This is a genomic window from Roseateles sp. UC29_93 (assembly GCF_042695725.1).
Taxonomy (GTDB): Bacteria; Pseudomonadota; Gammaproteobacteria; order Burkholderiales; family Burkholderiaceae_C; genus Roseateles; species Roseateles noduli_A.
The window spans coordinates 257841-270989 of sequence record NZ_CP170545.1; the positions used below are offsets into that span (position 1 = coordinate 257841).

At 69.6% G+C, this 13149-nt stretch carries 8 protein-coding genes and 3 pseudogenes; all 11 read right to left on the reverse strand.

The window, feature by feature from the left end; genetic code table 11:
* Positions 1-2: 2 nt before the first annotated feature.
* Positions 3-1231 (reverse strand): annotated as a pseudogene (gene ftsA / locus ACFJIX_RS01165) (cell division protein FtsA).
* An 8-nt stretch (positions 1232-1239) separates the two neighbouring features.
* The gene (locus ACFJIX_RS01170; RefSeq protein ID WP_377161527.1) at positions 1240-2022 is read right to left on the reverse strand and encodes a cell division protein FtsQ/DivIB; all 783 of its coding nucleotides are present in this window, start codon (positions 2020-2022) and stop codon (positions 1240-1242) included.
* 88 nt (positions 2023-2110) lie between these two features.
* Positions 2111-3071: pseudogene (locus ACFJIX_RS01175) on the reverse strand (D-alanine--D-alanine ligase).
* 53 nt (positions 3072-3124) lie between these two features.
* Positions 3125-4585 carry a UDP-N-acetylmuramate--L-alanine ligase gene (gene murC, locus ACFJIX_RS01180; protein WP_377161529.1) on the reverse strand — a complete coding sequence of 487 codons (1461 nt, stop codon included), beginning with the start codon at positions 4583-4585 and terminating at the stop codon, positions 3125-3127.
* 66 nt (positions 4586-4651) lie between these two features.
* Positions 4652-5692 (reverse strand): annotated as a pseudogene (gene murG, locus ACFJIX_RS01185) (undecaprenyldiphospho-muramoylpentapeptide beta-N-acetylglucosaminyltransferase); the annotation flags it as partial.
* 94 nt (positions 5693-5786) lie between these two features.
* A complete protein-coding gene (gene ftsW, locus ACFJIX_RS01190) occupies positions 5787-7013 on the reverse strand; it encodes a putative lipid II flippase FtsW (RefSeq protein WP_377161531.1) in 1227 nt (408 codons plus the stop codon).
* Positions 7014-7075: 62 nt separating this feature from the next.
* Positions 7076-8644, reverse strand: coding sequence for a UDP-N-acetylmuramoyl-L-alanine--D-glutamate ligase (gene murD / locus ACFJIX_RS01195; protein ID WP_377161533.1), 1569 nt, complete (start codon positions 8642-8644; stop codon positions 7076-7078).
* On the reverse strand, positions 8592-8924 hold the full coding sequence (locus ACFJIX_RS01200; protein ID WP_377157123.1) for a hypothetical protein: 333 nt from the start codon (positions 8922-8924) through the stop codon (positions 8592-8594). The genes murD and ACFJIX_RS01200 overlap by 53 nt, the downstream gene beginning before the upstream one ends.
* A gap of 17 nt (positions 8925-8941) precedes the next feature.
* The gene (mraY, locus tag ACFJIX_RS01205; RefSeq protein WP_377157126.1) at positions 8942-10120 is read right to left on the reverse strand and encodes a phospho-N-acetylmuramoyl-pentapeptide-transferase; all 1179 of its coding nucleotides are present in this window, start codon (positions 10118-10120) and stop codon (positions 8942-8944) included.
* Positions 10110-11546, reverse strand: a complete 1437-nt coding sequence (gene murF / locus ACFJIX_RS01210) for a UDP-N-acetylmuramoyl-tripeptide--D-alanyl-D-alanine ligase (protein ID WP_377161535.1) — start codon at positions 11544-11546, stop codon at positions 10110-10112. The genes mraY and murF overlap by 11 nt, the downstream gene beginning before the upstream one ends.
* Positions 11547-11632: 86 nt before the next feature.
* Entirely contained in the window at positions 11633-13144 is a 1512-nt protein-coding gene (locus ACFJIX_RS01215; RefSeq protein WP_377157128.1) for a UDP-N-acetylmuramoyl-L-alanyl-D-glutamate--2,6-diaminopimelate ligase, read from the reverse strand.
* Positions 13145-13149: the final 5 nt, after the last annotated feature.

Here is a 13149-nt window from a genome sequence, read left to right on the forward strand (position 1 = left end):
TCTTAGAAATTCCCCAGGAACCAGTCCTTGGCGCGACCGAACAAGGTCTTCACGGACCCGCCTGCTGCGCCGCCTTGAATCCCCGTGTGCGCGACAGCCGCGCTTCCTCCAACAATCCCATCACGGTGGCCGAACGGGGATTGGCCACCATGTCGAACAACGCGCCGTTGTAGGTCGGATTTCCCCGGCGCACCGGTTTCAGGAAAATATCCTCGGCCAGTTCCACCATCCCCGGCATCACCGACGAACCGCCCGACAGGACGATTCCGGAGGACAACAGTTCCTCGTAGCCGGATTCCCGGATGACCTGGTGGACGAGGGAGAAGATTTCCTCGACACGAGGTTCGATCACCCCGGCCAAAGCCTGCTTGGAGAGCATCCGGGGTGCCCGGTCGCCCAAACCCGGAACTTCGACCTGATCCGCCGGATCGGCCAGCAATTGCTTGGCCACGCCATGCTCGACCTTGATTTCCTCCGCATCCTTGGTCGGGGTGCGCAGCGCCATCGCGATATCGCTGGTAATCAGGTCGCCGGCGATCGGAATCACCGCGGTATGGCGGATCGAACCGCCGGTAAAAATGGCCACGTCGGTCGTGCCGGCACCGATGTCGACCAGCGCCACGCCCAGGTCGCGCTCGTCGGAAGTCAGTGCCGCCAAACTGGAAGCGCTAGGGTTGAGCACGAGTTGCTCGACTTCCAGCCCGCAGCGACGCACGCACTTGACGATGTTCTCCGCCGCGCTCTGGGCGCCGGTCACGATATGGACCTTGACCTCCAGCCGGCCGCCGCTCATGCCGATCGGTTCTTTCACCTCATGGCCGTCGATCACGAATTCCTGGGGTTCGACCAGCAGCAGGCGCTGGTCGTTCGGAATATTGATGGCCTTGGCGGTTTCCACGACCCGGGCGACATCCACCGGCGTGACTTCCTTGTCCCGCACGATGACCATCCCGGTCGAGTTCTGACCGCGGATATGGCTGCCGGTAATCCCGGTGTAAACCCTCGAGATCCGGCAGTCGGCCATCATTTCGGCCTCTTTCAAGGCCTGCTGGATGGACTGGACGGTGGCGTCGATATTGACCACGACCCCGCGCTTGAGCCCGTGACTGGGCGCGACGCCCAGACCGGCGATGCGCAATTGGCCGTCCCCCATCACCTCGGCCACCACCGCCATGATCTTGGCGGTGCCGATGTCCAACCCGACGACCAAATCCTTGTATTCCTTGGCCATGCCTGTCCTCAATTCTTCTTGGCGCCCTTGGGCGCAGTGGTAACCGTCGTCACGCCCGCGAGCCGGACCGCATATCCGGATTCGTGGCGGAGGTCCGCCGATACCAGCGAGGTGCGGTAGCGGGCGGTGATCTGGGGAATGCTGGCGATGAATTGGCCATACCGGGCGACGACCTCGGCCTCGCTGCCGCGGCCGAGTTCGACGATCGCGCCCTTTTCCAGCGTCGCCTTCCAGGAGCCGCGGCCGGACAAATCCAGCCGGGCGACACCCTCGTCCAGTTTTCCGTGGGTCAGCGGATCGAGTTGCCGCCACATCGCCAGCATCGCGGCCGAGGATTTCGCCGGACCGGCCAGGGTGGGCAGATCCTCGTCCTCGACGTCGCCGAGATTCGCCTCGAAGACCTCGCCGAAACTGTTGACCAGCCGGGTATCGACGACCGCCTCGCTGTCGGCGTCGGCGTTTTCGGCCTTGGTTTCCCAATAGGCGGCGGGGCGGTGTTCCTCGAGCGCGACGACCAGGTGCAGCGGCCAGACGCGGCGCACCGTCGCGTGGCGCACCCAGGGCACCGCCTCGAAGGCGGCGCGCGCCTGCTGCAGGTTCATCGTCAGGAAGTTGCCGCTCAGCCGCGGCAGCGCATTCGCCCGCAGCGACGCGCCGCTGTTGCGACTGACGTCGCCCTCGACCGTGATCGACTTGATCGAGAACGCCGGCTGCCGCGCCAGCCAATGCAGTCCCACGGCCCCCGCGGCCAGCGCCACGACGGCCAGCAGCAGGCCGGCCACGCCGTTCATCACGCGGATGTCCGGCGGCAGCGGGCTGGCGGTGTGGGTGAAGGTGGCGCCCATGGGGGTGGCTGGTGGGGGGTGACCCGGCGTCCGTTCAGGCCTGGCTGTCCAGCCGCGATTGCGACAGGAGGTACAGGCACAGCTTCGGGTAGGAGATGCCGACGGCGGCGGCCGCCTTCGGCACCAGCGAATGGGAGGTCATGCCCGGCGAGGTGTTGATCTCCAGCAGGAACAGCTGGCCGTCGGAGGTGCGCCGCATCACGTCGACGCGACCCCAGCCGCGCGCGCCCAGCGAGCGGTAGGCCGCCAGCACCAGGTCCTGCACGCGGGCCTGCTCGTCGGCCGGCAACTGGCCGACCAGATACTGGGTCGTGTCGGTGAAGTACTTGTTCTGGTAGTCGTAGTTGCCACCCTCGGCGCGGATCTCGATGACCGGCAGCGCGATCGCGTCGGCGCCCTCGCCCAGCACCGGGCAGGTGAGCTCGGCGCCGTCGACGAATTCCTCGCACAGCACTTCGGCGTCGTACTTCGCGGCGAGTTCGACGGCCGCCTGCATGTCCGAGTAGCCCATCACCTTGCTCGCCCCGATGGAGGATCCCTCGTGAGGCGGCTTGACGAAGATGGGCAGGCCCAGTTCATCGGGCACGGTGCGGACGCGCTCGCGCTGCAACTCGCCGCGCTTGAGGCTGACCCAGCGCGGCGTCGACAGCTTGTCGGCCAGCCAGACGCGCTTGGTGGTGATCTTGTCCATCGCGATGGCCGAGGCCATCACGCCGGGAGCCGGTGTACGGGATGCCCATCAGCTCGAGTGCGCCCTGCACCGTGCCGTCTTCGCCGTGGCGACCGTGCAAGGCGATGAAGGCGCGCTGGAAGCCTTCCGTCTTGAGTTCGAGCAGGTTGCGCTGGCCCGGGTCGAAGGCGTGCGCGTCGACGCCTTCCGACTGCAGCGCGGCCAGCACGCCGCTGCCGGACATCAGCGAGACCTCGCGTTCGGCCGAGTCGCCGCCGAAGAGCACGGCGACCTTGCCGAGCGCCTTCGCATCGATGGCATCGATGCCGAGGTGTCGATACAGCGCCGATGGCGCCGAGGCATTGTTGAGGTCGGTGGTCATGCACGGCCTCCCTTCGTCATGAGTTCAACGGTGCGCGCGGGAACGGCGGCGATCGAGCCGGCCCCCATCACGATCACCACATCGCCGGCGCGCGCCTGGTGGGCGATCGCCTGCGGCAGTCCCTGCCAGTCGCCGACGAAACCGGCCGCGGTGCCGCGGTCGGTGACCGCGCGCGCCAGGCTTTCGCCGCTGATGCCGGGCAGCGGGGACTCGCTGGCGGCATAGATCTCGGTCAGCAGCACGCCGTCGGCCTGCGCGAGGACGTCGGCGAATTCTTCGAAGCAATCGCGGGTGCGCGTGTAGCGGTGCGGCTGGAAGGCCAGCACCAGGCGACGGCCCGGATAGGCGCCGCGCGCAGCCTTCAGCACGGCCTGCATCTCGACGGGGTGGTGGCCGTAGTCGTCGATCAGCAGTGCGGTGCCCACGCCCGCCGCGCCGCTGGAGGCCGCATCGGCGCCCTCCCCGGTGGCCAGCACCGGCAGCTCGCCATAGGACTGGAAGCGCCGGCCCACGCCGCCGAAGTTGGCAAGACCTTGCAGCAGCGCCGCGTCGTCGACGCCCAGCTCCATCGCCATCGCGATCACCGACAACGCGTTCAGCACGTTGTGCTGGCCGTTCAGGCGCAGCAGCACCTGCAGCGGCGGCAGCTCGCGGCCCTGGCGGTCGCGGCGCAGCGCGTTGAAGCGCATGCCGCCGCCGGCCTCGGCGCTGACGTCGGTCGCGCGCACGGCATTGCCCGCGTCCAGCCCGTACAGGATCACCGGCCGCGACAGCATCGGCACGATGCTGCGCACGCCCGCGTCGTCGCCGCACAGCACGGCCGCGCCCCAGAACGGCATCCGGTGCAGGAAGTCGACGAAGGCCTGACGCAGACGGGCCATGTCGTGCCCGTAGGTGTCCATGTGGTCGGCGTCGATGTTGGTGACGATCGCCAGCTGCGGCAGCAGGTGCAGGAAGGAGGCGTCGGACTCGTCCGCCTCGACGACCATGTGCAGCCCGCCGCCCAGCGCCGCATTGGCGCCCGCGGCCAGCAGCTGCCCGCCGATCGCGTAGCTCGGATCGAGGCCGGCCTGCTGCATCACCGTCGTCAGCAGCGAGGTGGTCGTCGTCTTGCCGTGCGTGCCGGCGACGGCGATGCCCATGCGCGGGCGCATCAGCTCGGCCAGCATCTGCGCGCGCAGCAGCACCGGGATGCCGTGCTGGTGGGCGGCCATCAGCTCGGGGTTGTCGGCCTTGATCGCGCTGGACTTGACCAGCACCTGCGCCGCGCCGACATGTTCGGCGGCGTGGCCGATCTTCACGTCCACGCCGAGGGAGCGCAGGCGGCGCGTGGTGTCGCTCTCGCCCTGGTCGGAACCGCTGACGCGATAGCCCTGCGCGGCCAGCAGCTCGGCGATGCCGCTCATGCCGGCGCCACCGATGCCGGTGAAGTGGATGCGTTGGATGGCGTGCTTCATGTGCGCACTCCATTGCCGGACTTCGCGTCCCCGCGCATTCACCAGCGCCTCGAGCTCGTCGGCCACGCGCGACGCCGCGCGCGGGCGCGCCAGCGAGCGCGCCTTCGACGCCATCGCCAGCCAGTGCTCGCGCGGCTGCTGGAGCAGGTCGAACAGCGCCTGCGCGCTGAGCTCGCCCTGCGGCAGGTGCGTGCCGGCGCCGTGCTGCGCCATGTATTGCGCGTTGTCGCGCTGGTGCGAGGTCGTGCTGACGACCAGCGGCACCAGGATGCTGGCGACGCCGGCGGCGCACAGCTCGGACACCGTCACCGCGCCGGCGCGGCAGATCACCACGTCGGCCTCGGACAGGCGCTGCGCCATGTCGTTGATGAAGGGCACGACCTCGGCCTGCACGCCGACCTTCGCGTAGGCGGCCTGCACGAGCGGGAAGTTGGCTTCGCCCGTCTGATGCGTGACCAGCGGACGCTGGTGTTCGTCCCACAGCGCGAGCGTCTGCGGCAGCACGTCGTTGATCGCGCGCGCGCCGAGCGAGCCGCCGACCACCAGCACTTTCAGCGGACCGTTGCGATCGGCGAAGCGCAGTTCGGGCGCGGGCAGATCCTCGATCTCGGCGCGGACCGGGTTGCCGGTGACGACGCTCTTCTTCTGCTGCGCGGCGGCAAGGCCGTCGAAGCCGAAGGCGATCTTCTTCGCCACCGGCGCGAGCGCCTTGTTGGACAGCAGCAGCGCCGCGTCGGCATTCACGAGCATCAGCGGACGGCGCATCACCCAGGCCATCAGGCCACCGGGGAAGCAGACATAACCACCCATGCCAAGCACTGCATCGGCCTGGCGCGCGCTGAAGATGTGGGCGCTCTGCCCCAGCGCCTTGAACAGGCGCACGACGCCGAGCAGCGAATGCTTGAGGCCCTTGCCGCGCAGGCCGGCGAAGGACAGCCGGTCCATCGGCAGGCCCGACGGCGGCACGAGCTTGTTCTCCATGCCGGCTTCGGTGCCGAGCCAGGACACGGTCCAACCGCGGCGCTGCATCTCGGCGGCCACGGCCAGTCCAGGAATGACGTGACCGCCCGTACCGGCGGCCATCACGACGAGGTGACGCGTGCTCATGCGCGGCCCCCTCGCATCAGTTGTCTATTCTGGCTGCGCCGAACCCGCAAAGCCTCGCTTCGCGCGGCCGGCTGGCCACGATGTGTCCAGCCGCTCATGCTCGGCCTCCTCGCATGAGTTGGCGGTTTTCAATGTCGATTCGCAAACAGATCGCCAATGCCACGCAGTTGAGGACGGTGGCCGAGCCGCCGTAGCTCATCAACGGCAGCGTCAGGCCCTTGGTCGGGAGCGCGCCGAGGTTGACGCCCATGTTGATGAAGGCCTGGCCGCCCATCCAGATGCCGATGCCCTGCGCGTAGAGACCGGCGAAGACGCGGTCCAGCGCCACCGCCTGACGGCCGATGTGGAACAGCCGGCGCGACAGCCAGAAGAACGCGAAGATCACGATGGCCACGCCGATGAAGCCGAGCTCCTCGCCGATGACGGCGAGCAGGAAGTCGGTGTGGGCCTCGGGCAGGTAATGCAGCTTCTCGAGGCTGGACCCCAGGCCCTGGCCGAAGAACTCGCCGCGCCCGAAGGCGATCAGCGAGTGCGTCAGCTGGTAGGCCTTGCCCTGCGCGTACTTCTCGTCCCACGGGTTCAGGTAGGCGAAGATCCGTTCGCGACGGAAATCGCTGAAGGTGATCATCAGCACGAAAGCGCCGATCAGCACCGCGACGCTGAGGAAGAACATGCGGCCGTTGACGCCGCCCAGGAACAGGATGCCCATCGCGATGGCCGCGATGACCATGAAGGCGCCCATGTCCGGCTCGGCCAGCAGCAGCATGCCGGTGAAGGCCAGCGCGGCGGCCATCGGCCACACGGCGCGGACGAAGTTCTCCTTCACCTCCATCTTGCGGACCATGTAGTTGGCCGCGTACATCGCGATGGCCAGCTTGGCCAGCTCGGACGGCTGGAAGTTCATGACCCCCAGCGGCAGCCAGCGGCGCGCGCCGTTGACGCCCTTGCCGACGTGCGGGATCAGCACGATCATCAGCAGCGCCAGCGCGACGACGAAGATCTTGGGCGCGTGCCGCTCCCAGAAACTCACCGGCACCATGACGGTGATCCAGCCGGCCAGCAGGCCGATCACGATGAACAGGCTCTGACGCACGAAGAAGTGCATCGGCTGGTACTTCGCGAACTTGGGGTTGTCCGGCAGCGCGATCGAGGCCGAATAGACCATCAGCAGGCCCAGCGCCAGCAGCGAGAGCACGACCCAGATCAGCGTCAGGTCGAAGCCGAGCAGCCGCGTGGGCTGGCCGGACGAGGTGGAGACCCAGTCGCGCACCGGCACGTCGACGCTGCCGGCGCCACCGGCGCCCGCGGCCCCCGCGCCCATGCCGCGGCGCGAGGCCAGCGCGCGCATGCGCTCGCTCAGGTGCTCGAAGATCGATGCGGCGCTCATCCGATGAGGCCCTCGTCTTCCGCCAGTTCGCGCACGGTGGCGATGAACACCTCGGCGCGATGGGCGTAGTTGCGGAACATGTCCAGGCTGGCGCAGGCGGGGCTCAGCAGCACGCTGTCGCCCGATTGCGCCTGCGCGAGCGCCCAGTGCGTCGCGGCCTCGAGCGAGTCGTGGCGATGCATCACGACGCCGCTGTCCTGCAGCGCGGCTTCGATCTGCGGCGCGTCGCGGCCGATCAATGCCACCGCGCGGGCGTGCAGCGCGATCGGCGTCGCGAGCGGCGAGAAGTCCTGCCCCTTGCCGTCGCCGCCCAGGATCATCACCAGCTTGGCCGGTGCGCGGTCGGCGCCCAGGCCCATCACGGCGGCGACGGTGGCGCCGACGTTGGTGCCCTTGGAGTCGTCGTAGAAGTCGACGCCCTTGATCGCGGTGACGAACTCGACGCGATGCGGCTCGCCGCGGTACTCGCGCAGGCCGTGCAGCATCGGGGCCAGCGGGCAGTCGATGGACGTGGCGAGCGCCAGCGCCGCCAGCGCATTCGCCGCGTTGTGGCGGCCGCGCACGCGCAGCGCGTCGGCGGGCATCAGGCGCTGGATGATGAGGTCCTCGTCATCGTCCTTGCGGCGCTTCAGGCCCTTCAGCTCTTCTTCCTGCTCGCGGGCCCGGACCAGCCAGGCCATGCCGTTCTCGACGAGCAGGCCGAAATCGCCGGGACGACGCGGCGCGTCCAGACCGAAGCGCACGACGTTGCGCTCCACGACCTTCGCCGGCCGGCCGCGGCCTTGCTTGACGGTGATCGGCGCGGGCACCAGCGCTTCGACCTCGGGGTCGTCGCGGTTGATCACGAGCACGCCGTGCTCGCCGAAGATGCGGCCCTTGGCGCGCGCGTAGGCCGGCATGTCGCCATGCCAGTCCAGGTGGTCCTGCGTGATGTTGAGCACCGCGCCGGCGCTCGGCTCGAAGCCCTTCACGCCGTCCAACTGGAAGCTCGACAGCTCCAGCACCCAGACCTGCGGCAGCACCTCGAACTCGGCGGGCTTGGGCGGCGGCGGCTTGATCGGCAGCGGTTGCTCGTCGAGCAGGTCGGCGACCGTCTCGAGCGCGGTGCGGTCGTCGGTCGGCGCTTCCACCACCGGTTCGTCGACCGGCGCCAGCAGCACATCGGCCGGATCGTCGATGGCGACATCGGCAGCGTCATCGTCGGGCACCACCGCCTCGACAGCCAAGTCGACGATCGCCTCTTCGGCCGCATCGACGTCGGTCGCCGCATCGGCGACTGCTTCGTCCTTCGGCTGCGGCATCGGCTCCTTGTCGAGCGCGTCGCTCAAGGTCCCCAGCAGCGTCGGGCCGATGTTGCCGGCCATCGCGACGCGGCGGCCGGCGCGCTCGACGAGCAGCGCGGTCATGCTGGTCGTCGTCGTCTTGCCGTTCGTGCCGGTGATCGCGAGCACGCCGGGCTCGTAGCGGTACAGCGTCTTGAGCTCCGCCAGCGCCTGCGCGAACAGCTCCAGCTCACCGCGCACGCGCAGGCCGATCTCCTCCGCCCGCGCGAGCAGCGGCTTCAGGCGCGCATCCAGCGGCGACAGGCCGGGGCTCTTCAGCAGCACCCCAGCTGTGGTCGATCGCGCCCAGCAGCTCCGGCGAGAAGTCGCCGTATTCGAAGGCGGCGTCGGGCAGGCGCTCGCGCAGCGCGGGCAGCTGCGGCGGCTGCTCGCGGCTGTCCCAGACCGTGACGCGCGCCCCCAGGCGCGCGGCCCAGGCCGCCATCGCGAGCCCGGAGTCGCCCAGGCCCAGCACGAGCGCGTGCCGGTCCTGGAAGAGCGCCGGGAAGTGGAGGGAGGACATCGTCGTTCCGTTCCCGCTCAGCGCAACTTCAGGCTGGCCAGCCCGACCAGGCACAGCAGCATCGTGATGATCCAGAACCGGATGACGACCTGCGTCTCCTTCCAGCCCGACTTCTCGAAGTGGTGGTGCAGCGGCGCCATCTTGAAGATGCGCCGGCCCTCGCCGTACTTCTTCTTCGTGTACTTGAACCAGGTCACCTGCAGCATCACCGACAGCACCTCGGCGACGAAGACGCCGCCCATGATGCCGAGCACGATCTCCTGGCGCGTGATGACGGCCAGCGTTCCCAGGCCGCCGCCGAGCGCCAGCGCGCCCACGTCGCCCATGAACACCTGCGCCGGATGCGCGTTGAACCACAGGAAGGCCAGCCCTGCGCCCGCGAGCGCGGCGCAGAAGATCAGCAGCTCGCCCGCGCCGGGGATGTAGGGGAACAGCAGGTAGCGGCTGTACACCGACGAGCCGGTCACGTAGGCGAAGACGCCCAGCGCCGAGCCCACCATCACCACCGGCATGATCGCCAGGCCGTCCAGGCCGTCGGTGAAGTTCACCGCGTTGCTGGTGCCCACGATGACGAGGTAGGACAGGCCGATGAAGCCGAACACGCCCAGCGGGTAGCTGATCGACTTGAAGAACGGCAGCATCAGGTCGGCCTTGGGCGGCAGCTCGGTCGAGAAGCCGCTCGTGACCCAGCGGAAGAACAGCTGCACGACGCCGAGGAAGCTGGTCTCCGACACGCTGAAGGCCAGGTAGATCGCCGCGATCAGGCCGATGATGGACTGCCACAGGAACTTCTCGCGGCTGCGCATGCCCTCGGGGTCCTTGTTGACCACCTTGCGATAGTCGTCGACCCAGCCGATCAGGCCGAAGCCCATCGTCACCAGCATCACCACCCAGACGAAGCGGTTGGACCAGTCGAACCACAGCAGCGTCGAGATGCCGATGCCGATCAGCACCAGCACGCCGCCCATCGTCGGCGTGCCGCTCTTGGCCAGATGCTGCTGCACGCCGTACTCGCGGATCGGCTGGCCGATCTTGAGCTCGGTCAGGCGGCGGATCACCCACGGGCCGAAGGCCAGGCCGATCAGCAGCGCCGTCAGCGCCGCCATCACGGCGCGGAAGGTGATGTAGCTGAAGACGCGGAGGAACCCGAGTTCAGAGTAATTGGCCTGCAGCCACTGGGCCAGACTAAGCAGCATGGGGGTCTCCTGGGCCGCCGGACTGCAAGGCGGCCACGATCTGTTCCATCTTCATGAAGCGCGAACCCTTGACGAGGATGTTCTGCACTTGCGGCGCGTCCTTCAGCGCGCCGATCAGCCCGGCGACGGTGTCGAACGCGCGGGCACCCGCGCCGTACGCGGTCGCGGCGTCACGCGCGGCGGCGCCGGCCGTCCACAGCGCGGCCAGGCCCTGGTCGGCCGCGTGCGCGCCGACTTCCTGGTGGAAGGCGGGGCCCTGCTCGCCGACCTCGCCCATGTCGCCGAGGATCAGCCAGGACGCGCCCGGCAGTTCCGCCAGCACGTCGATGGCGGCGCGGACGCTGTCGGGGTTGGCGTTGTAGCTGTCGTCGATCAGCGTGATGCGGCGGCCCTGCCACACCGCCGTCTGCAGCGCCGAGCGGCCTTTCACGGCCTTGAACGATTGCAGACCGTCGCGGATCGCCGCGAGCGGCGCCCCCGCGGCCAGCGTGCAGGCCGCGGCGGCCAGCGCGTTGCGGACGTTGTGCTGGCCGGCCATGGCCAGCGCGACCGGGATCGCGCCGGCGGGCGTGAGGATCTCGATCGCCCAGTGACCCGCACCGCCGGCGATCACGCTCGCATCGGTCGGCGCGACCCACTGCGCGCGGCCCATCACGTCGGCCTGGCCCTGCAGCGCGAAGCTCAGCGTCGCGCGGCCCACGGCCTGCGACTGCCACACCGGCGCGCACGGATCCTCGGCGGGGAACACCGCGACACCGGCCGTGCCCAGCGCGCCGATCACGGCGCCGTTCTCGCGCGCGACCGCCTCGACGGTGTGCATGAACTCCTGGTGCTCGCGCTGCGCGTTGTTGACCAGCGCCACCGTCGGCTGCGTCATCGCGGCCAGCGGGGCGATCTCGCCGGGGTGGTTCATGCCGAGTTCGACCACCGCGGCGCGATGCCAGGCGGCCTCGTTCTGGCGCAGGCGCAGCAGCGTCAGCGGCACGCCGATCTCGTTGTTGAAGTTGCCTTCGGTCGCGAGCATCGCCGCGTCGCCCAGCCAGGCGCGCAGGATGGACGCGATCATCTGCGTCACCGTCGTCTTGCCGTTGCTGCCGGTGACGGCGATCACGGGCAGGTGATGCTGCTCGCGCCAGGCTTGGGAGAGCAGGCCCAGCGCGGCCTTCGCGTCGGGCACCAGCAGGCCTGGCAGGTCGGCCTCGGCCAGACCGCGCTCGGCGATGGCCGCGGCCGCGCCGGAGGCCTTGGCCTGCGCGAGGAAGTCGTTGGCGTCGAAACGCTCGCCGCGCAGCGCGACGAACAGGTCGCCCGCGCGCAGTGAGCGCGTGTCGGTGTGCACGCGCAGCAGCGGCGTGGACGGCTCGCCCACCAGCGTCGCCGCCGGCAGCAGCGGCGACAGCAGTTCGAATGCGCGGCCGAGCGTCATCATCGGCGCGCTCGAGTCGCTCGATGCGCTCAGCGCACTCGATGCACCCGGAGCGGCAGAGCCGGCGTTGATCGGGGTCGTGTCGCTCACAGCCCGGCCCTCTCGATCAGCGCGGCACGCGCCGCCTGCACGTCGGAGAACGCGCGACGTTCGCCGTGGATCTCCTGATAGTCCTCATGCCCCTTGCCGGCCACCAGCACGACGTCCCGCGCGCCCGCCTGATCGACGGCGCGCGTGATCGCCTCGGCACGGTCCGCGATCACTTCGCGCGCGACACCCGCCGGCAGGCCGGCCTCGATGTCGGCGAGGATCTTCAGCGGGTCCTCGGTGCGCGGGTTGTCGCTGGTCAGCACGACGTGCGCGGCCAGACGCGCGGCGATCGCGCCCATCAGCGGGCGCTTCGTCGGATCGCGATCACCACCGCAGCCGAACACGACGCGCAACTCGCCGCCACGCGCGGCGGCCAGCGGCTGCAGCGCGCTCAGCGCCTTCTCCAGCGCATCCGGCGTGTGGGCGTAGTCGACCACCAGCTGCGGCAGCTCACGACCGCTGCCCACGCGCTGCATGCGGCCCGGCACCGGCGTCACCAGCGCGGCGACGCGCGCGATGTCCTCCAGGCCATGGCCCAGCGCTCGCAGACCGGCGATCACGCCGAGCAGGTTGGACACGTTGTAGTCGCCGATCAGGCCGGTCTGCACCGGCACCGTCGCGGCGCCCTCGCGCAGCGTGAAGGCGAGACCGTGCGCGTCGTGACGCAGGTCGATCGCGCTCAGGCGCGCATCGGCCCGGTTGAGCCCGTAGGTCCACACGTCGAGCTGGCCGGCAGCGCTCAACTCGGCGGCGAGCTCGACGCCCTTCGGATCGTCGATGTTGAGCACCGCGGCCTTCAGGCCGTCCCAGTCGAACAGCTTGCGCTTGGCCACCCAGTAGGCGTCCATGCCACCGTGGTAGTCGAGGTGGTCCTGCGTGAAGTTGGTGAGCAGCGCGACCTGGATGGTGGTGCCGCTGAGCCGGTGCTCCTCGATGCCGATCGAGGAGGCCTCGATCGCGCACGCGCCGAAGCCGTCATCGGCCATGCGCTTGAAGGCCTCCTGCAGGCGCACGGGATCGGGCGTCGTGAGGCCGGTGGCTTCGATCGAGGCATTCGTCGTGGCGCCGGGCACCGGCGGCTGGCCGACGCCCAGCGTGCCGATCACGCCGCAGCGCGATCCCAGCAGCGTCAGCGCCTGCGCGATCCACCAGGCGCTGGAGGTCTTGCCGTTCGTGCCGGTGACGGCGAGCACGTTCAGGCGCTTGCTCGGCTCGCCGTAGAACGCCGACGCGATGCGGCCGCAGTTCAGCTTCAGGTCGGGCAGCGACGCGATGCGGGCGTCGGTGAAGCCGTACTCGGCAGCGCCCGCATGCTCGACCAGCGCGGTCGCCGCGCCGGCCGCCAGCGCGCCCGCGACGAACTGCCGCGCGTCCTTCGCATAACCGGGCCACGCGATGAACGCGTCGCCGGCGCCCACGGCGCGGCTGTCCGTGCGCAGCTGGCCGCTCGGGGTCCATTCCTGCAGCCAGCGGGCGGCGGCTTCGGGGGATTTCAGATGCATCAACATGGTTC